At 55.5% G+C, this 17,487-nt stretch carries 22 protein-coding genes; 8 read left to right on the top strand and 14 right to left on the bottom strand.

Translation table 11 applies throughout. The annotated features are described in order from the left end of the window. The first annotated feature begins 187 nt into the window (after positions 1-187). The gene (locus QPL95_RS07880) at positions 188-394 is read left to right on the top strand and encodes a cold-shock protein (protein WP_303290435.1); all 207 of its coding nucleotides are present in this window, start codon (positions 188-190) and stop codon (positions 392-394) included. A 134-nt stretch (positions 395-528) separates the two neighbouring features. On the opposite strand, the gene QPL95_RS07875 is transcribed toward QPL95_RS07880, so the two are convergent. The 4 genes from QPL95_RS07875 to QPL95_RS07860 all read right to left on the bottom strand — a co-directional run bounded on the left by QPL95_RS07875 (position 529) and on the right by QPL95_RS07860 (position 4,652). Continuing rightward, positions 529-1,026: a PaaI family thioesterase gene (locus tag QPL95_RS07875; protein WP_303290434.1), complete on the bottom strand. Its 498-nt coding sequence runs from the start codon at positions 1,024-1,026 to the stop codon at positions 529-531. Between the two features lie 158 nt (positions 1,027-1,184). Next, positions 1,185-2,288: an SLC13 family permease gene (locus tag QPL95_RS07870; protein WP_303290433.1), complete on the bottom strand. Its 1,104-nt coding sequence runs from the start codon at positions 2,286-2,288 to the stop codon at positions 1,185-1,187. 16 nt (positions 2,289-2,304) lie between these two features. Further along, the gene (locus QPL95_RS07865; protein WP_303290432.1) at positions 2,305-2,784 is read right to left on the bottom strand and encodes a peptidylprolyl isomerase; all 480 of its coding nucleotides are present in this window, start codon (positions 2,782-2,784) and stop codon (positions 2,305-2,307) included. Positions 2,785-2,879: 95 nt separating this feature from the next. After that, entirely contained in the window at positions 2,880-4,652 is a 1,773-nt protein-coding gene (locus tag QPL95_RS07860) for a DEAD/DEAH box helicase (protein ID WP_303290431.1), read from the bottom strand. A gap of 251 nt (positions 4,653-4,903) precedes the next feature. Here QPL95_RS07860 and QPL95_RS07855 point away from each other — a divergent pair, with 251 nt between their 5' ends. From QPL95_RS07855 to QPL95_RS07845, 3 genes are read left to right on the top strand one after another with little or no spacing between them, the layout of a single operon-like run. Beyond that, a complete protein-coding gene (locus QPL95_RS07855; RefSeq protein WP_303290430.1) occupies positions 4,904-5,473 on the top strand; it encodes a hypothetical protein in 570 nt (189 codons plus the stop codon). Beyond that, complete coding sequence (locus tag QPL95_RS07850; RefSeq protein ID WP_303290429.1) at positions 5,466-6,371, top strand: hypothetical protein; 906 nt, start codon at positions 5,466-5,468, stop codon at positions 6,369-6,371. The genes QPL95_RS07855 and QPL95_RS07850 overlap by 8 nt, the downstream gene beginning before the upstream one ends. Next, on the top strand, positions 6,328-6,660 hold the full coding sequence (locus tag QPL95_RS07845) for a hypothetical protein (protein ID WP_303290428.1): 333 nt from the start codon (positions 6,328-6,330) through the stop codon (positions 6,658-6,660). The genes QPL95_RS07850 and QPL95_RS07845 overlap by 44 nt, the downstream gene beginning before the upstream one ends. Here QPL95_RS07845 and QPL95_RS07840 read toward each other — a convergent pair. Then, the gene (locus QPL95_RS07840) at positions 6,657-6,962 is read right to left on the bottom strand and encodes a hypothetical protein (RefSeq protein ID WP_303290427.1); all 306 of its coding nucleotides are present in this window, start codon (positions 6,960-6,962) and stop codon (positions 6,657-6,659) included. The two genes, QPL95_RS07845 and QPL95_RS07840, sit on opposite strands and share 4 nt — an antisense overlap. 131 nt (positions 6,963-7,093) lie before the next feature. Here QPL95_RS07840 and QPL95_RS07835 point away from each other — a divergent pair, with 131 nt between their 5' ends. Then, positions 7,094-7,693: a DUF938 domain-containing protein gene (locus QPL95_RS07835; RefSeq protein WP_303290426.1), complete on the top strand. Its 600-nt coding sequence runs from the start codon at positions 7,094-7,096 to the stop codon at positions 7,691-7,693. Positions 7,694-7,779: 86 nt separating this feature from the next. Here QPL95_RS07835 and QPL95_RS07830 read toward each other — a convergent pair whose 3' ends face one another. The 4 genes from QPL95_RS07830 to QPL95_RS07815 form a co-directional block, all read right to left on the bottom strand. Then, positions 7,780-8,160: a ribbon-helix-helix domain-containing protein gene (locus QPL95_RS07830; RefSeq protein ID WP_058092303.1), complete on the bottom strand. Its 381-nt coding sequence runs from the start codon at positions 8,158-8,160 to the stop codon at positions 7,780-7,782. A 70-nt stretch (positions 8,161-8,230) separates the two neighbouring features. Then, the gene (locus QPL95_RS07825; protein ID WP_064227501.1) at positions 8,231-8,800 is read right to left on the bottom strand and encodes a DJ-1/PfpI family protein; all 570 of its coding nucleotides are present in this window, start codon (positions 8,798-8,800) and stop codon (positions 8,231-8,233) included. A 66-nt stretch (positions 8,801-8,866) separates the two neighbouring features. Further along, positions 8,867-9,538, bottom strand: coding sequence for an ankyrin repeat domain-containing protein (locus QPL95_RS07820; RefSeq protein WP_303290425.1), 672 nt, complete (start codon positions 9,536-9,538; stop codon positions 8,867-8,869). Between the two features lie 92 nt (positions 9,539-9,630). Further along, positions 9,631-10,038, bottom strand: coding sequence for a glutaredoxin (locus QPL95_RS07815; RefSeq protein ID WP_303290424.1), 408 nt, complete (start codon positions 10,036-10,038; stop codon positions 9,631-9,633). A 137-nt stretch (positions 10,039-10,175) separates the two neighbouring features. Here QPL95_RS07815 and QPL95_RS07810 point away from each other — a divergent pair, with 137 nt between their 5' ends. Beyond that, positions 10,176-10,808 carry an NAD-dependent dehydratase gene (locus QPL95_RS07810; RefSeq protein WP_303290423.1) on the top strand — a complete coding sequence of 211 codons (633 nt, stop codon included), beginning with the start codon at positions 10,176-10,178 and terminating at the stop codon, positions 10,806-10,808. A gap of 250 nt (positions 10,809-11,058) precedes the next feature. Here the strand turns inward: QPL95_RS07810 and QPL95_RS07805 are convergent, their stop codons facing one another. The 3 genes from QPL95_RS07805 to QPL95_RS07795 form a co-directional block, all read right to left on the bottom strand. Continuing rightward, positions 11,059-11,988 carry a M14 family metallocarboxypeptidase gene (locus QPL95_RS07805; RefSeq protein WP_303290422.1) on the bottom strand — a complete coding sequence of 310 codons (930 nt, stop codon included), beginning with the start codon at positions 11,986-11,988 and terminating at the stop codon, positions 11,059-11,061. A gap of 18 nt (positions 11,989-12,006) precedes the next feature. After that, entirely contained in the window at positions 12,007-13,059 is a 1,053-nt protein-coding gene (gene rho / locus QPL95_RS07800) for a transcription termination factor Rho (protein ID WP_303290421.1), read from the bottom strand. A 162-nt stretch (positions 13,060-13,221) separates the two neighbouring features. Then, a complete protein-coding gene (locus QPL95_RS07795) occupies positions 13,222-13,488 on the bottom strand; it encodes a DksA/TraR family C4-type zinc finger protein (RefSeq protein WP_303290420.1) in 267 nt (88 codons plus the stop codon). Positions 13,489-13,710: 222 nt separating this feature from the next. On the opposite strand from QPL95_RS07795, the gene QPL95_RS07790 reads away from it, so the two are divergent. Together QPL95_RS07790 and QPL95_RS07785 are read left to right on the top strand one after the other, a co-directional pair. After that, entirely contained in the window at positions 13,711-15,195 is a 1,485-nt protein-coding gene (locus QPL95_RS07790) for a hypothetical protein (protein WP_303290419.1), read from the top strand. Further along, the gene (locus tag QPL95_RS07785; protein WP_303290418.1) at positions 15,192-16,232 is read left to right on the top strand and encodes a succinylglutamate desuccinylase; all 1,041 of its coding nucleotides are present in this window, start codon (positions 15,192-15,194) and stop codon (positions 16,230-16,232) included. The genes QPL95_RS07790 and QPL95_RS07785 overlap by 4 nt, the downstream gene beginning before the upstream one ends. 17 nt (positions 16,233-16,249) lie before the next feature. On the opposite strand, the gene QPL95_RS07780 is transcribed toward QPL95_RS07785, so the two are convergent. Together QPL95_RS07780 and QPL95_RS07775 are read right to left on the bottom strand one after the other, a co-directional pair. After that, positions 16,250-16,744 carry a gamma-glutamylcyclotransferase family protein gene (locus QPL95_RS07780; RefSeq protein WP_303290417.1) on the bottom strand — a complete coding sequence of 165 codons (495 nt, stop codon included), beginning with the start codon at positions 16,742-16,744 and terminating at the stop codon, positions 16,250-16,252. Positions 16,745-17,150: 406 nt separating this feature from the next. Next, positions 17,151-17,483 carry a tRNA-binding protein gene (locus QPL95_RS07775; RefSeq protein WP_303290416.1) on the bottom strand — a complete coding sequence of 111 codons (333 nt, stop codon included), beginning with the start codon at positions 17,481-17,483 and terminating at the stop codon, positions 17,151-17,153. Positions 17,484-17,487: the final 4 nt, after the last annotated feature.

Below are 17,487 nucleotides of genomic sequence, written 5' to 3'. Positions count from 1 at the left end.
AATTAGCGTACTGTCTCAGTTGTTGGAAAGATTTAGCAAAGCATTTCACGAATAAGACCTTTTGAGTTGACATACTTCTCGTCCTGTTTTTGATCCTGCACGTTTTTTTGTTTCCCGCATATCGCTGATCAAAGATCACAACGATCTTTTGACGGCACTTTAATGATTAATTTCAGGATATCTATTTATGTCGACAATTACTGGCAACGTTAAGTTCTTCAATGAAGCAAAAGGTTTTGGTTTTATTACTCGTGAAAGCGGCCCGGACGTATTTGTACACTACAGTGCGATTCAAGGTGGCGGTTTCAAAACTCTGGCCGAAGGCCAGGAAGTTGAATTCAGCGTAACCGAAGGCCAAAAAGGTCCTCAGGCAGAGAACGTTATTGGTCTGTAAATCACAGCCAATACGTGATTAAAAAAGGCGGCCTCTTCAGGCTGCCTTTTTATTGAGCGCAAGAAAACTTCAACCCACCAGGAAGAGGGCAGCATCCAGCCTTCGCCCCAATCCGGATTCATACCTCCAGTTCATCAGGCCCGCCCGTGAGCCTGCGATTTCAATTGCTCAGTGTCTACCCGAACAAAGATCGAGTCAGCGGTTACCGTAAGAACGTCACCAGCCCACACCTCGCAAATCACCCGGCTCTTGCGCCCCACCTCACCCTCCACTCGGGCCTTGAGCGTCAATTCCACGCCCATGGGAGTAGGCTTAAGGTAAGTCAGGCCCAGCTTGCCGGTGACGCAATCAATGCGCGGCAGAGTGCCAGGCTCACGGCCTTCGGCACGGTAGTGATAGGCCATGGCAGTCCAGTTAGAGTGGCAATCCACCAACATGGCCAGCAAACCGCCGTAAACCAACTCCGGCCAACCATGGAATTTCGGGTCAGGGGTGTGAGTACACACCACGTGAACACCGTCCTCATGCCAATAACTCTTTATCTGCAGGCCCTCAGGGTGCGCACTTCCGCAACCGTAGCAAACCCCGTCTGGGGCCGCCATGTCCTGCAAGGCGATGGAAACGTCGTTCATGATCACAGGCTCCTTCATAAATCTACTTGCTATAACGGCGAAAAAGCCGCAACCGGGTTGAATCATACCCAAATAGAAAGAGCCACAGCGGGACACTAGACGGAAGTATAAGAAGGGAATGATTTTCTCTACCTGAACGAGCTCTCTTGCTGAGCCGCCTAAAGAGCACCAAGGGCAATCGCAATGAGCCAACCACCCAGCAGGGCCGGGACCGACCAGTAGTGAAACTCCCTCCACAGGCCCGGCTGTCGGGCTAAGCGAAGGGCGATCAGGTTGGCCAGCGAGCCGATTGCCAGGCCGAACCCACCTACCGTTACGCCCCAGGCCAGGTCACGCCACTCCTCAGAAAAAGACGTCAGGAAAATAGCGGCAGGCACATTGGACATAACCTGGGAACCGAGCACAGCGGCGGTCAACGTCTGCCCGGGCATCTGCAGCAAACCATCGGCCGCATCGCGAACAACTGGAAGCCTGGCCAACAAGCTCACATCGATAAACATCAGGGCAAAAACCAGCAGCAACAACCAGTCCACGCCCGCCAGCAAGCGCCTACGGTAAACCAGAAAAAACACTATGAGGCCAACTGCGGCGAAGGCGGCATAACCCTCATCTGCCAACAGTAGAAACGGTGAATACAAAAGCAGGGAAACCCAGAACAACCCGCGCTCCCGCGGCACATCAACAGCCACACCACACACTGAAATCACCCCGCCAGAAAAAGCCAGTGGAACAACGATGATCAGCAGCACCGTGAGCGCCAATGCCAAAGGCGCCATCATCAGCATGAACTCCAGGAACCCGGCTCCGGATGCCTGCCATAAAAAAAGATTCTGAGGATTGCCTACAGGGCTGAGTGCCGATCCTGCATTAACGGCAAGCGCCTCGAATATCACCAGCCGCCCCACCGGAATATCGGCGATCCGACGAAGACTCAGGGTAAGCGGCACCACAATGAATAACGCCACATCGTTAGTGATAACCGCAGCGAGGCACGCCGAGAAAAGCACCAGAACAATCGCCAGCAACCGCACTCCCCGGACCCGCTGCAGGAGCCACTGCCCCGTGTACGCGAGATAGCCACTCTCCTCCAGCCCGCGGCTGAGCATCATCAGCCCAGCCAGCGCACCCACAGTTTTCCAGTCGACAAGTTGATGCAGGGCCCAATCAGACTCTGGCGTAAACCACAGCAAGGGGACCAGAGCAGCCAGGAGGACAAGCAAAAGCCGATCTTCACTGGCCCGTGCCAGCACACGCCGGAACATGGAGTATGGGGGCGCCTTAGTGGTGACCACCCGGCCCATGGGCGTGGCCGTGCGCTAACTCTTCCGCATCGGCAGCGCGGACTTCGAGGATTTCGATATCAAAGGTCAGGGTTTTGCCGGCCATCGGATGATTGGTATCGACATCGGCAAACTTGTGGCCAACCTTGGCGACAACCACATGGCGCCGGCCATGCTCGGTTTGCACCTGGGCAACCATGCCCGGCTTCCAGCGCTTGGCACCCATCAAGTGCTTTATGGGCACCCGCTGAACGGCGTCCGGCTTGCGAGGCCCGTAGGCTTTATCCGGAGATACGGTAACACTGAAGGTATCGCCAGCCTCGCGGCCTTCCAGAGCCTCTTCCAGGCCCCGGATAATGCCGCCATGGCCATGCAGGTACGCGTTCGGCTGGCCGCCCCGGGAGGTTTCAACAACGTTGCCCTGTTCATCACTGACGTTGTAATGAAACAGGACCACTTGATTTTTTTCTATGGGCATAGGGTTCTCCGCCACGATTAAAAGTACGCCATTATAGCCGGCGGACAGGCTCCGGTATCTATCGGGCTGATCGCATAAGGCGGCCCGCTCACTTTTTAAAGGCCTCTCACCTCATTCGCCTTGCGATACGGCCCCCGATAATCAAACACCCGCTCCTGCACACGCCAATAATGCTTCTGCTTCCGCGCGATCACAAAATCCGGCGCCGGCAACAGGGCTTGCATCTCAAGCACCTCATCTGCCTTGCCGAACGTTCTTGGGGACTGGCCATTAGCGAACCTGCGGCCAAACAGCTTGTTGAACACGGAACGCTGAGCAGGCTTGGTGAAATCAAAAGACTCCTTCAGCTCTTCGCCGTCCTCACCGTGATAGGTAATCCTCAGCTTAGAGGCTTCCGCACTCATCGAGATCCCGGCACAACGAATCACCATGGCATCCTTCAGTTTCAGGGCATCCCGAAGCTGATCATCCGGATCAATAATCGCTAGATGACAGTGCCCGCAGTTACGGGCCGCAATGTCATTCTCACCACCACAGTGCGGGCACTCTTTGAAGCGGAAACGGTAGTCACATTGTTGGGCACGCGCGCTATCCCCATCCGCAGGCTCCAGCAGCCCCTGGCAACGGCGTCCGTAGTGTTCGATCACCCGGCCGTCGCTATCGGTTTTGCCCCAGAAGATGTTGGCAAACCCACAGCCCGGGCAGAACACCTGCACCGGTTCACTGTCCGGGTTCGGTTTCGGCTCCCCCACCTCCGGGTGATGCAGATTCACATGGTTACCCGCGTAATCAATCACCAGGCAATCGTATTTGCCCTCGTCCAACCGCAGGCCGCGGCCCACTATCTGCTGGTACAGACTCACCGACTGCGTAGGCCGAAGAATGGCGATAAAGTCCACATGGGGCGCATCAAAGCCGGTGGTGAGCACCGACACATTCACCAGATACTTAAGTTGCCGCTGTTTGAAGCGCTGAATCAGCAGGTCCCGATCTTTCATATTGGTGGCGCCAGTCACCAGAGCGGTTTCGTGCTCCGGCAGATAGCCAGTGATCTCCCTCGCATGATCCACCGTGGCCGCAAAAATCATCACTCCTTTCCGCTCAGTGGCCAGCTCCATCACCTGCTCAATAATGGCGCGGGTCACCCGCTGGTGTTTGCTCAGCAGCTGATTGACGTCTTTCTCGGCGTATTCGCCAAAGCGGTCCTGAGCCAACGCGGAGAAATCGTATTGAGCCACCGCCGCGTTCACCAACTCCGGCCGAGTGAGATAGCCCCGGTTAATCATGTAGCTCAACGGCAGTTCATAGATACAGTGTTGGAATGGCTTATCCTGGTCTTCACCGGTGCCCCGCACAAAACCCCGGTAGTGGTAGCGATAGATCCAGCCCATAGCCAGGCGGTAAGGCGTGGCGGTCAGCCCGAGCACTTTGAGGGAGTCGTTCTGCTGTTTTAGCAGGTCAATGATTTGTTGATACTGGCTGGTTTCTTCACCGCTGACCCGGTGGCACTCATCAATGATGACCAGCGAGTACTCATCCCGGAATTGATCCAGGTTCGCCGCGACCGACTGCACACTGGCAAAGGTCACCTGATGCTGGTTTTCTTTACGCTTCAGCCCTGCTGAAAAAATGCCGCCCGATAACCCATAACTCTGGTACTTGGTGTGATTCTGCTCAACCAACTCCTTCACATGAGTCAGTACCAGGATTTTGCGTCTGGCAAGGCGTGCCAATTCGGCGATGACCAGGCTTTTGCCTGCACCGGTCGGCAGCACAATAACCGCCGATTCATCGGATTTTCGGAAATGCCTCAAGGTGGCATCGACAGCTTCTTGCTGGTATGGCCGCAGCTTGAAAGGAGCGTTCATTTGGAGGGGCTTAACCATTCAGTGGGAACAGAATTCTCTGCAGCGGAACAAAGTGCACCATTATACTCAGCAGCGACCCTGCCTGCAGAAACGCAAAACCCTGCAACACAATTGCAAAACCCTGCAAAAACCTCACCGGGTTCGAGAAAACGCCCTGCAAGCACAGGAAATTACTGATAATCTCCCGAAAACTATGACAACTGCCGCGATCTTTTTCGCGCGCATACCGCGTTCCTGACTACAAAATAGCCATGAAAGTAGCCCTGAAGATCACCGAAAGTATTCTTGCCTGGATTGTCACCCTGATCGTCGTGCTGGCATTTTCACGTAAAGTTCGATTCGATCTAGCCTCAGAAATCATCATTGACGCCCTAATGTTGCTAGCGCTGCCGTTGGTCTGGGGCGTGAGCTCACTAACCTTCTGGCATCGCGAAGAAACAGCTTTCTCCTATTCCCAGGCACTCGCCTTTCCGGCGTCGTTGGTATTGGGTGTGATTTTGTCATTGTTGATCGGATTACTGCCTGGTATCGATCTGTCATCAATCGAGTACCTGTTATCTATCGTCGCGTTCGTGATCATTGCGGAGACTTATATCGAGAAGCGCATAGCGCAAGGTCGGCAACCGGTAGCAGACCCGCTGTCCAAGACCTTTTACGTCGGCGCTTGCACCGTCATGCTGGGAGGACTCGTCGGTCTATTCAGCGCCCTACTGTACGGCCGCCTGCGGATGGAAGGCCTAATCGCGGGCTATCCGACGGCAGATAGCATCTCCCTGTTTATTTTCAACGATGCCTACGATTGGTTTTTAAACAATGGTTAGATTTCTGATTCTATGCGCCCTTCTCTCGATTGGGGTTTACAGTTACTCCGCCTCATTGATCAGTGCCGGTCGGCAAATTTTCGAGGCGATTCCGTTCCCCAAAGCAGCAAGAGCCGTGTTCCAACAGGTGCATGAGCTCATCGAGCCGACGAAAATCAAGTTTCCGGAGACCAAATTAAAAGATGCCGTGCGTTCCAGCTTGCGAGAGGGCGTTTCAGCTGTAGCCTCTGCGGGGGCAACCAGGGCTTTGGCAAATACCACCCCGGAGACCCACGAGTTGAGCGTAAACACCAATGTCGACAACCCTGATATCAAGATTATGAATATCGGCCCCAAGTATAGGGATGGGATAAAACTGCCCCCGGGTGATTACGACATACTGGTCGAGAAAAATGGCTATCGTTCCAGCCGCTTCTGGATCGAACTCGAAAACAGCAAAACCAGTGACAGTAAAGTTGCTCTGGACGTCACACTCGATCCACTCGGGCTGCCCGGTTGCACAGACAAGCTGGTCATCGGCAACCATGCCGGTGCATTCTCGGGTGATGGCGGAAACATAGTTCAGTATCAGGTGGTGTTTGAGAACGTCGACATGAACGATCTCTATCAGTCATATGCAAATACGGCTAAAACAACGGAATACTACTACGTGTACGACACGGTCGTTTTCTCCGACTATGTCGAGTTTCACATTGCCAGCCCAACAAGCCTGAGCAAGAGCGACATCACAGGAAACCTGTCCATCAATGTGGATATGGATCGGTTTATTGTCAATAAGGTCATCTTTGAGCAGCAAGGCTCAAACGTGCTGTTCACCACACAAATGTTTATGCCGCCCGGAGTTGCCATAACCGATGTTGATAAAGGTTTCATCTGCGAAAATGTGTTCACTTTCTAAATTCAGCATTGTTCTTCTGATGGCGCTGCTGTCTTATGGATGCGCGTCTCAAAACTTTGTTTCCAGTGACGGTTTTGAAGTGTATGTGCCTGAGAAGCGCTACCTGAATGAATCGTGCAGCAACCTTGAACTGATGAAAAAAGAATTCGACAGCAATGCCAGGCGCGCAACCCGCAAACACCTCGGGCTAGAGCCGTTCAAGCATGATATTGCAAGCCAGCACGAACGCGAAATGATCAACAAAAACGGCCGCTATATAACCTATGCGCTGGCTACCAACTGCCGTTAAGCTTCTCGCTCAATAAACAGCTTGATGTATACCAAGTACCCCGAAAACAAGAACAACGGTGCCGTGTACCAAAGGTACGCTAACTTACCCGCCCCCATTCGATATAGCACAATCACAACGACAGCACTGACAATGCAGCTTGCCGGCACGGAATACATGGCGGAGTCCAACACCGAAAAGTCAAACGGCGTGGGTCGGTGGGAGTTACCTATCGCACTGAATCCAAAAACCACCAACATAAACATCATGTACGCCAGTAGAACCTGACCAACGGTACCGGCTACCACCCATCCTAGAATCATCCGTATTTCCTTTTACTAATAGATCGATCGGCAAAGCCCCAACGCTTGTGCTTTCTGTAGTGGTTCAATTATACCGGCCTCATTGGCCGAACACGGTTTTATGATACCGTTCCGGAAAAGGAGACGCACTGATGACCACCCACCTGCCCTTTTCCCAAGCCTGCGAAAACAATAAAAGCCCCATACTGGAAAGACTGCGCGAGATCTTCAATGCACCGGGCACCGTGCTGGAGATAGGAACCGGCACCGGTCAGCACGCCGTGCATTTCGCAGCGGCCATGCCCCACCTGCAGTGGCAACCAACGGACCACCCCAGGGCCGCGCACCTGGCGATTGCCCGGCTGGAACAGGCGGCATTGCCCAACATACTCCCCATGCGTGAGTTGGACGTGAGCACCACCCCGTGGCCCTCGCAGGCATTCAGGTGGGCGTTCTCGGCTAACACGGCCCACATCATGTCGTGGACAGAAGTGGAACAGATGTTCCGGGGCATCGGAGCAGGCCTGCCAGAAGACGGCGCGTTTTGCCTGTACGGACCGTTCAAGCACGAGGGCAAATTCACCAGCGAAAGCAACCAGGCGTTCGACCAGTCGCTGAAATCCAACGCGCCCCACATGGGCATTCGCGATATCGAAGACGTGTCTGCGCTGGCCACGGAGGTTGGCCTGGTGCTGCGAGAAGACTATGCAATGCCGGCTAACAACGAAATGTTGGTGTTTACTCGAGGGTAATCGCACAGGACAAGACCGATACCTGATGATCGACGGCTTTATCCGCGAATAAGGCAATCGGGATCGCCTCGCCAACGGTCACACAGTCAGTGGCTTGCCTTGCTCACGACTTTCGGTGTTGCCGATTTACCGCGTTTACCAGCAAGAATACGGTCTGCATCCAGCGAAGCGATTGGCACCCGGGTATCCCTCGGCACGTCGCCACTCAGTTGTAGCTCAAGATAGCGCAACGCGCAGACCCGAAGGAAGGATGTGAAATTGCCAAGATCATGGCCGGCATCAATGGACTCGTGATAAAGCCGGGTGATCATCTGCGGCAGATTCATACCATCCCGCTCAGCCAGCTCCGACAGTACCTGCCAAAAGGCGTTTTCCATCCGCACACTGGTGACCATGCCGTCAATACGCAAGGAGTGGGTCCGGCTGACCCAAAGCTCCGAATCGGCGTTGATAAAGAGCTTGCACATGACGGCCTCCCCGAGATTGATTGATGGCACTTGAGTGTGCCAAGGAGCCAGCGGCCTGGCGCCTGCAGAGTTACTGATCCAGCAATTTGAAGAACTGTGCAAGCCAGGCCGGATGGGCAGGCCACGCAGGTGCTGTTACCAGATTAGCATCGGTGACCGCCTGATCAACCTCGATAGCAGCAAAGGTACCACCGGCCAGCTCCACTTCCGGCTGGCAGGCCGGATAGGCAGAGCACTTACGGCCCTCCAGAACCCCCGCTGCGGCCAATAACTGAGCGCCGTGGCAGATCGCGGCCACCGGCTTGTTGGTTTCGAAGAAATGGCGAACCAGATTCTGCACATCCTTGTTGAGCCGCAGGTACTCGGGAGCGCGGCCGCCGGGTACCACCAAGGCGTCGTAATTCGCGGGGTCCAGTCCGTCAAAGTCTGCATTCAGGGCAAACCGGTGGCCGGGCTTTTCAGTGTAGGTCTGGTCGCCCTCAAAATCATGAATGGCGGTGGCGACCGTGTCACCCGCCTTTTTGTCCGGGCAAACGGCGTGAACCGTATGGCCAACGGCCTGCAGTGCCTGGAACGGCACCATGGTTTCGTAGTCTTCGGTGAAATCACCGGTAATCATCAGAATCTTCTTCCCGCTCATGGCTGTCTCCTTGTGCTTGTGTTTCCAGGTCAGGAAACAGTAGCAGCGGCGATGGCCGGGCGGGTATTAAGGGGTTACTACAGGCATCTCCCGCTCTCCACTCTCGCCAAGCTCATATAACGCTTCAAGCTCTGCCTGGATATCCAGATAAATTTCTTGATTACGGGACTCCAAAAACGTCGCGAATTCAAACGCGTCAAAGCCGTGGTAGTCCTTTTCCGGCATATCAATCGGCAGGTTCGGGTCCGCACCCAGCTCCAGCAAAGCGCGAAGGTAGTCCACATTGGCATAGAGAACGGCTTCATGTACCGGTGTAAACCCTTTGTAATAGCCGTTAATCGGCTCGCCCCTTGCCGCAAAATGTCGGAGTAACCCGTAGCCTCGGCGCGTCATGACCGAATCAGATTCGTGCGCATCCAACGTCGTGCCCACGAAATTGATCAAAGGTTGCGAACAGCCATCCATCGCAGTCATTGCCCTACCGCAGCGTTCATAGGGCCAGTCGAAATGGGTCAGAAGCCAATAAGCCACTGCAGGACGGATCGCCAGACTGTTGAAATCCGAGGGGCTCCACGGCACTTCTTCGGGATCAAGAACCGCTATGACGGACAGGCCCCAGGCATCCGAACCAAAAGCCCAGGTGCGATAGATCATCGGGTACAGCGTCAGGGCGATCACCAGGACACCCCCGCACAGAGTGAGTGCCTTTTTGTGACCCTGGAAATATTTGATAAGCACGTTACTCCTCCTTGAGCATTGTGTGTTGCAGGATTAACCCTCTCGGGCAAAAGATTTGCCGTCAACAGGTACATCAGGGCTACTCTGGGCAATCATGCCCGGCTTACTGCACACGGCTCGAATCGTTCCTGCAGCCAGGCCTTGATGTCATCAGACTCGTACAGCCATTGCTCACTGCCGTCATCCTGACGAATCTTCAGGCAAGGCACCTTGATCTGGCCACCGCCAGCTTCCAGCGCAGAGCGGTGCTGCGGGTCATGCTGGGCGTCCCGGGTTTCAATGTTCAGACCCAGCCGGGCGATTTCTTTACGTACCTTGATGCAGAATGGGCAGGCCTTGAACTGATACAGAGCGAGGTCCTTACTGGCCTCATCGACGATGGCCTGCTGTTCAGCACTGCGGGTGATGCCTTTGGGCGTGCTGAGTTTTTCGCTGAGCAGCATAAATGGCGTCAGGATAAGGCGCAGAGCGCGGAAAAAATAACGAATAATGATTCTCATGGGTAATACTCAAACTTCGGATTGAAGGTAACCTACCGGGTGCCGGCACTTTGGCTTGATTTACAGACTTCACAGTCGGAGCTGAGGATACCATTTCCGCCGGTAGGCCCGGTACCACTCACTAAAAGGAGTTCCCGATGAAGCTGATGATCCTTGGTGCCACCGGTGCCGTTGGCAGCCAGGTGCTGAACCAGGCCCAGAAGGACTGCCGCTTTGAAACCATCGTGGCGCCCACACGGCGGCCTCTGGCGAACTCCGGGCAGGTTCATAACCCGGTCATTCCGTTTGATTTGCCACTGCCGGAGGCCGACTGGTGGGCGGTCGATGCCGTTATCTGCTGCCTTGGCACCACACTCAAACAGGCTGGCTCAAAACGGGCCTTTTACCGGGTTGACCACGACCTGGTACTTGCCTGCGCAGCGCAAGTCCGGGCCGCTGGGGCCAGCGTGTTTGTGCTGAATTCGTCGCTCGGCGCGAACGAGAAAAGCCGGACTTTTTACCTACAAACCAAGGGCGAGGTGGAGTCGGCCGTCGCCCGAATGGGTTTTGAGCGCGTGGTACTGGCAAGACCGTCGCTGATCGATGCCGAGCGGGAACACAGCCGCCCAGCCGAAAAAATGGGCCTGATCACCAGCCGTCTGCTGGCACCCATCATTCCGAAACGCTATCGCCCGGTCAGCGCCGCCACCATCGCTGCCGCACTCTTACGCGAAGTGGCGGGAGCGCCAGGAGTCATCATCCTGGAGTCCGAACAGCTCGCTCCTACCTGAGCCAACGGCCGCCACAACCCGCCAATCGACAGCCATAACAAGAAAAAAGCACTCGCAAGAAGCACCACAGCACCATGAACAACCAGGTTCTTCTGAGTAGTTGGGGCTGGTTTGGGGGCGAAGTTGAAGAAATCCTCACCAAACAACCCCACACCGCAGCCCTCGCAGTAGTTTTTTGAGTAAGAAACCCTCAGCGCAGATGGCTCAAACTTCTTCCGACAGCTGTAACAACTCGGCTTAAACATCTGGGTTACGGCTTCCCTGCTGACAACGCATAGTCAATCGCCGCACACACCGCGGCAACCTGCGCGGCATTGCATTGCTCCGGGGTCGCTCGGTCGCTGTCCGGGTATACCTCGGTGGTGGTTCTGTAGCGAGCGTTGGTCATGCTGGTGCAAAGGCCAAGCTGCGCCAGCGGATACTGAATAACGCCCCGGGCGGCCGCCGGCGAGCCGAGAATCTCGCCCTTGTCATCCGCCGGCGCGATATGGGTGATCTTCTCCACCGCCTCAATCACTGCCTGCTGGAATTCAGGCTGCGGGCTCTCGGTGTCATCCACCAGATAGAAGCCGTCTGGAATGTCACACGGTTCAAACGGTTTGCCGTCACGGGCCGCAAGGGCTGGGCGGAACTCGGATTCGTCGGTATCGGTGGTCTCGTGCAGGTCGATGTGTAGCAGTATTGGCTCGTCTATCGAAGCGACCAGTTGCATGAGCGCCGCAGACTCCCCGGCCTGGCCGTCATTACGAAACGAGCGGTTGGGATCAATCGCGTTCGCGTTCCAACGATGAATACGCTCGTAAGCCCAGGGGCTGACGCAAGGCGCGACCAGCAGGTTTACACGGCGCGCATAATCCAGTGCATGTTGCTCCACGAACTGCAGCGCTCCATGGACACCGCTGGTTTCATAGCCATGCACGCCGCCCGTAATCAGCACCACCGGCCGATCGGCACGCCAGTCGCGGCTGCGGATTGCCATCAGCGGGTAAACGTCCGGGCCGTATTCCAGACGGCCATACTCTTGCACGTCGAAGCGCGAACACAGACGCTCGATCACGCTCAACACGTCGGAATCGTAACTGCGTTGACGGGTCTGCCGTGACAGCCACTGGGCACGTTCCGCTTCGCCCCAGGGAATGCCGGGTGTGCCGATTGGATAGGCCGCTGAAGCGGTGCTCATATCACTTTTCTCCTTCGCTTAGTCACTAATGCTGTTCAGAAGCTCGGCATTTGTGGGGTACATCTCAAGCAACTCAACCAGCTTTCTCGCGCCCTCTAACGGTTTGAGGCCGCCAAGCGCCCGGCGCAACACTCTTACTTTGCTTAAATATTTCGGATCTAACAGCAGCTCTTCGCGGCGGGTACTGCTTTTCGAAATATCCAGCGCGGGGAAGATTCGCTGGGTCGCAACGTCTCTGGATAGAACCAGCTCCATGTTCCCCGTGCCCTTGAATTCCTCAAATATCACCTGGTCCATACGGCTGCCGGTATCCACCAGAACGGTGGCCAAAATGGTCAGCGAGCCGCCATTCTCAATGTTTCGTGCCGCGCCAAACAACCTGCGCGGGATCTCCATCGCTCGCGCATCCATCCCGCCCGACATGGTGCGGCCGCTGCCCTTGCGCTCCGCATTATGCACACGCGAAAGCCTCGTGAGAGAATCAATCACAATCATCACGTTGTGACCTTCGCCGGCTTGTTGGCGGGCGATATCAAGAAGCTCATCGGCAACGCGAACGTGATGAGCATAGCTTTCATCAGAAGAAGCGTGGACCTCAGCCGGGACGCTACGCCTGAAATCAGTAACCTCTTCGGGTCGCTCATCGATCAATAACGCGTAAAGTTTAATGTCGGGATACGCCTTTCCCACCGCCTGACAAATGTCTTTTAAAATCGTCGATTTTCCAGACCCCGGCGGTGCAACGATCAAACCTCGCTGCCCCATGCCAATCGGCGTGATCAAATCCATCGCACGAACCGTGAGTTTTTCTGAACCTGACTCCAAACGAATCGCCGGCGCTGGATTAATCGCCACACCGTTTAGAAAACGTTTTTGTGGATCAGCCTTCATCTCAACCAAAGCTTCGGCTTTCTCAGCCACTGGTTTAGGGTCTTTATTTCGTGTTCCGGTTAAACCTAATGTCTTTCTCGTCATGTCTGTTTGATAGCTCTTGGTTGATTGATATTTTTCGACATGGGCTGATAACGCCAAAAAACAGAGTGCATGAAATAAGTTTGTTCCGGCTTCCACATCGCTTCAGCTCGCTAGCCGTCGCGGTCATGGCGGCGCTGACGGATGGGTTGGATGCGTTGTATGGGATTATTGATCGGGTGTGAACAAACGCCGAGAAACGAAGCTGATCAGAAAAACAGTACCAGAGACACCCCAAACCGCTTTTCGCAGGAAAGGAAGTCACCTCAACTGGCTATCTTTGCTGCCCCGTCGATTAATCCCTCGCGACGTCGACTGCTGTTCTTCGCGGGCAGACTGGCAGGCAATACAAAGCCTCACCCCCGGAATAGCCTTGCGGCGGGCTTCAGGAATAGCGCGGCCGCATTCATCACAATCGACGGCGCTCTCGCCACCGCTGAGCTGGCTCCGGGCACGTTTTACTTCGTCATCAATACTCGCGTCAATCTGATCCTGAACGGCACCATCCCGCGACCATCCGCCTGCCATAGCGTTCTCCCCTCAACAATTGATTGCTGCCTGGCACTGAGTGACATACATCATAGTCCTTGGCTTCAATAATCTCACCCAACACACTGGGGTAACGACCTTAAGGATCAAACGCGCGGTTTTTAGCCCTTACTCATATCGCTTTTACCCTTCGATCAGTCACTCGCGCACCCTTCATTTCCGCTACTATCAAAGTAAGCCAGCGCCAAAGACACAACCGCTATGGGACTGTCGATACAACAATCGGAATTTACACCGGAAGAATTTGACCGGTTTGCGGCCAAGGTGCGAACGGACCTGACCGCACTCACCCGCCTTCTAGGCCGGCCCGGCTTTGGTGAAGGAGAATCTTCCATTGGGGCCGAAGTCGAGTTCTACATCGTTAACCCGGACCTGCGTGTTCAGCCGATCAACACAGAAATCGCCGCCAGCGTTCAGGATCCGCAACTGACGGTTGAGCTCAATCGCTTCAATCTTGAATACAACCTCAGCCCCCAGGCCTTCAAAGGCACCCCCTTTGCCAGAACCGAGCAGGAACTGCTCGAGGCCATGCAGCGAATCAACCAGCACGCCGCCCCATTGAATGGCGAACTGGTCCCCATCGGCATTCTACCTACCTTGCGCCAGTCCGATATGGGCGCGAAAGTGATGACAGACGAACCCCGCTACCACGCGCTATCCAATGCATTGCTCCAGCAACGGGGAGAGCCCTTCAGCATCCATATCGGTGGCAATGACGTCATCGACCTGGAATCAGACGACGTCACCATGGAAGGGGCGAACACCTCGTTCCAACTGCACTGGCGCGTTCCTGCCCACCGCTTTGCCGACTACTTCAACGCCGTGCAGCTGGTGACGCCCATTGCGCTGGCTCTGGCCAGCAATTCGCCCAGCCTGTTCGGCCACCACCTCTGGGACGAAACCCGCATCGCCCTGTTCAAACAGTCCGTCGACAGCCGGTCGCCCAATCACAGAACCTGGAAACACCCGCCACGGGTCTATTACGGCAACGGCTGGGCGCGCAGCGCCTGGGAACTGTTTGCGGCCTCGGCCTCCCTGTATCCCCCCATCCTTCCATTGATGTCGGAAGAAGATCCGATGGCGGTGATTGATCGGGGAGAGGTACCGGAACTGGCCGCACTGCGACTGCACCACGGCACTACGTGGCCCTGGAACCGGGCCATCTTCGATCACACAGACGGCGGCCACCTGCGCATTGAGATTCGGTCCATGCCGGCCGGGCCAACGGCCGTGGATATGTGCGCGAACGGGCTATTCGTGATCGGGGCGGCGTTGGCGGTGCTCGAGGATATACGTCACCTCACGTCGATACTTCCCTTTCACTACACCGAACACAATTTCTATCGTGCCGCCAAATACGGCATCGGTGCAGACATTATCTGGCCCCACAAAGACCAGGTACAGTTACAGGATACCCCCCTGTTGAACGTTGCCCGTGACCTGCTGCCGCGCGCCCGGGAAGCCTTGCAACGAACCGCGGTGGACGAGGCGGAGATCCACCGCCTGCTCGGAATCATCGAAGGCCGCATTCAAACCAGGATGACGGGCGCCCGCTGGCAGCGCCAGATCACCGAGTCTTTTTTCCGGTCCCAGACTCCCGACGAGGCGTTCAAGAGTATGCTGTCTCTCTACATGGGCAATCAGAAGACAAACACACCATTGCACGAATGGACCTTGTCACCATGAGCCACTCGAACATCTTTGATTATCTCAACAACCCGTCACCCCAGACCCTGGGCCGCGCGCCCCTGGAGTGGCTGGACCGGCTGCAACGGCCCACGGTGATTCGCGTTGCTGGCCGCGATCCGTCAAGAACCCGGGCCATGGCAACGCTGCTTCACGGCAACGAACCCTCAGGGCTGTTCGCGATTCACCGATGGCTACTGGAGCAGCACACCCCGGAGGTCAACCTGCTGTTCCTTCTGGGCGGCGTCCACCCCGCGAAAATCCCGCCGGTATTGTCGCTGCGCCAGGTGCCCGGCGGGCGTGATCTGAACCGGTGCTTCAAAGAGCCGTTTGAAGGCGAAGAAGGCGACATTGCCAAGGCCATGCTGGCCGAGCTTCAGACCGCCAACCCTGAGTGCCTGCTGGACGTGCACAACACCTCCGGCACCGGCCCTGCCTTCGCTGTGACCATCACCAACGATGCTGCCCATCAAGCGCTGGCGTCGCTCTTTACCGACCGGCTGATCATGACCGATCTTCGCCTGGGGGCACTGATGGAATATTCCGAACAGGAGGTGCCCACGGTGACCATCGAGTGTGGCGGGGCTCAGGATGATCACGCGCACCAACTGGCGTACGAAGGGCTTGTTCGGTATGCCTCGCAATCTGACGTGCTATCGCTGGAAAAAACGGAATGGAACGTTGCGGTACTGCGCAATCCGATTCGGGTGGAATTGGCACCCGATGCGACGATCGAGTACCGATTAACGCCCAGCGGACAGGCGGACCTCACGTTTCCGCCCGACATCGAACACCGCAATTTCGGGATTGTGTCGCCGGATGAGCCTCTCGGATGGGTTGGGCAAAAAGGCCTGGACGTGCTCACGGCCATCAGCCACAACCGGGCCGAGAACATGGAACAGGTACTGCAAATCCGGGATGGGCGAATCTACCCTGCCCAGGCCATCAAGACCTTCATGATCACCACCAACCCGGTGATTGCGAAGAGCGATTGCCTGTTCTATGCCGTCAAGGCAACGGGCGATCCTATTTTTTAGACCCTGGCGAGGCGCTTTTAATCGTAGATGGCCCGCTCTCTCGCATCCCGTTTTCGATCAGGGTCTTCCTGGCTTCGCGTGGCTGAAATGGCATCGAGGTAGTCAGCGGGAACGCCGGTTTCTTTCGCACCAACGATAACGTGATTCAAATACCAGGAGTGAGGCAGCAAAGATGGATCCGTTGACGTTGCAAAGTAGGTAAAAGCGTCAATGGAATTGCCGAAAGCATCCGTAACAGTGACCCGCTTTTCGTCGTAACCGAAGCCCAAACCCTCAGCCCTGTCCAGCGGGCCTTTCTCGTCACGCGGTATCTCAAACAGTGCGCCAATGACGAAGTCCTCCGGATTGCCGGTAAACAGTGCGTCGCATTTTGCGGATTGGTCTTTCCTGCTCCACTTATGAAACCGAAGGGCATGCTCAACCAGCGTGAACATACCGATTCGCTCCGCGTTTGGAACCCTCGCTCTTAATCTGAGGAGTGACATATTCGATCCGTAGGCAAAATACTTCATGCTGGCTCCGTGTCTGCACTGTTCACTCAGGAACTGGGAGTCATGATCTTAGCAAAACCGGGACAGGTCTATTTTTCCAAATTCATCTATGAATTTGTTACCGACGGTCCGGGAAAATAAATCTGTCCCGGTTTATCACAACAGACATCGTACTAACGGGCACCTAACCTGCTCTCCTCTAGCCAACAATTCATCGTTCGGTTAGGTCGCAAAGCGGACATTTGGATTTGACGATTACGCGGAGCTTTGCGGCTATTTTGGATCCGCGAATCGGAGGGAAGTGCATTGGAGCGCTGCAACGGTGAGCTTTCCGCTCACCATTGCCAGCACAAGAGACTCTGTACCATGCATCACCCTCACTTGGACTCGAATACCGGTTGGCCTGTGATGTGTAAGCCGCCGAAACTCAGAACAAGCGTTCCCCGTTATCCACCTGCGCGTCCGGTCTTACCAAGGTAACTGCGCCCTTCTCCGCCTGCACGCCAGTGACCAGGCACTCCGACAAAAAAGGGCCGATCTGTTTAGGCGGGAAATTGGTGACGGCAAGAACCTGCTTGCCGATGAGATCCTCCTTGCCATATTGGTTCGTAAGCTGTGCACTCGATTTACGAATACCAATGTCCGACCCGAAATCCACTCGCAACTTATAAGCAGGTTTGCGCGCCTCGGGAAAATCCTTCACGTCAATGATGGTCCCGATCCGCAGTTCAACCTTCTCGAAATCGTCCCAAGTAATCATCTCA

Source organism: Marinobacter sp. SS5-14b (genome assembly GCF_030541005.1).
GTDB lineage: Bacteria > Pseudomonadota > Gammaproteobacteria > Pseudomonadales > Oleiphilaceae > Marinobacter.
Note: the sequence above shows the minus strand (reverse complement) of the source record. Positions and strands in the feature narration are given on the sequence as shown.

Bases quoted from the DNA above. Each gene is read 5' to 3' on its own strand.
- QPL95_RS07780 (WP_303290417.1), bottom strand. From the start codon at position 16,744: ATGAAGTATTTTGCCTACGGATCGAATATGTCACTCCTCAGATTAAGA.
- QPL95_RS07795 (WP_303290420.1), bottom strand. From the start codon at position 13,488: ATGGCAGGCGGATGGTCGCGGGATGGTGCCGTTCAGGATCAGATTGAC.
- QPL95_RS07845 (WP_303290428.1), top strand. From the start codon at position 6,328: ATGTTGATAAAGGTTTCATCTGCGAAAATGTGTTCACTTTCTAAATTC.
- QPL95_RS07860 (WP_303290431.1), bottom strand. From the start codon at position 4,652: ATGAACGCTCCTTTCAAGCTGCGGCCATACCAGCAAGAAGCTGTCGAT.
- QPL95_RS07865 (WP_303290432.1), bottom strand. From the start codon at position 2,784: ATGCCCATAGAAAAAAATCAAGTGGTCCTGTTTCATTACAACGTCAGT.
- QPL95_RS07855 (WP_303290430.1), top strand. From the start codon at position 4,904: ATGAAAGTAGCCCTGAAGATCACCGAAAGTATTCTTGCCTGGATTGTC.
- QPL95_RS07805 (WP_303290422.1), bottom strand. From the start codon at position 11,988: ATGAGCACCGCTTCAGCGGCCTATCCAATCGGCACACCCGGCATTCCC.
- QPL95_RS07875 (WP_303290434.1), bottom strand. From the start codon at position 1,026: ATGAACGACGTTTCCATCGCCTTGCAGGACATGGCGGCCCCAGACGGG.
- QPL95_RS07880 (WP_303290435.1), top strand. From the start codon at position 188: ATGTCGACAATTACTGGCAACGTTAAGTTCTTCAATGAAGCAAAAGGT.
- QPL95_RS07850 (WP_303290429.1), top strand. From the start codon at position 5,466: ATGGTTAGATTTCTGATTCTATGCGCCCTTCTCTCGATTGGGGTTTAC.
- QPL95_RS07870 (WP_303290433.1), bottom strand. From the start codon at position 2,288: ATGTTCCGGCGTGTGCTGGCACGGGCCAGTGAAGATCGGCTTTTGCTT.
- QPL95_RS07830 (WP_058092303.1), bottom strand. From the start codon at position 8,160: ATGTGCAAGCTCTTTATCAACGCCGATTCGGAGCTTTGGGTCAGCCGG.
- QPL95_RS07815 (WP_303290424.1), bottom strand. From the start codon at position 10,038: ATGAGAATCATTATTCGTTATTTTTTCCGCGCTCTGCGCCTTATCCTG.
- QPL95_RS07785 (WP_303290418.1), top strand. From the start codon at position 15,192: ATGAGCCACTCGAACATCTTTGATTATCTCAACAACCCGTCACCCCAG.
- QPL95_RS07840 (WP_303290427.1), bottom strand. From the start codon at position 6,962: ATGATTCTAGGATGGGTGGTAGCCGGTACCGTTGGTCAGGTTCTACTG.
- QPL95_RS07825 (WP_064227501.1), bottom strand. From the start codon at position 8,800: ATGAGCGGGAAGAAGATTCTGATGATTACCGGTGATTTCACCGAAGAC.
- QPL95_RS07810 (WP_303290423.1), top strand. From the start codon at position 10,176: ATGAAGCTGATGATCCTTGGTGCCACCGGTGCCGTTGGCAGCCAGGTG.
- QPL95_RS07790 (WP_303290419.1), top strand. From the start codon at position 13,711: ATGGGACTGTCGATACAACAATCGGAATTTACACCGGAAGAATTTGAC.
- QPL95_RS07775 (WP_303290416.1), bottom strand. From the start codon at position 17,483: ATGATTACTTGGGACGATTTCGAGAAGGTTGAACTGCGGATCGGGACC.
- QPL95_RS07835 (WP_303290426.1), top strand. From the start codon at position 7,094: ATGACCACCCACCTGCCCTTTTCCCAAGCCTGCGAAAACAATAAAAGC.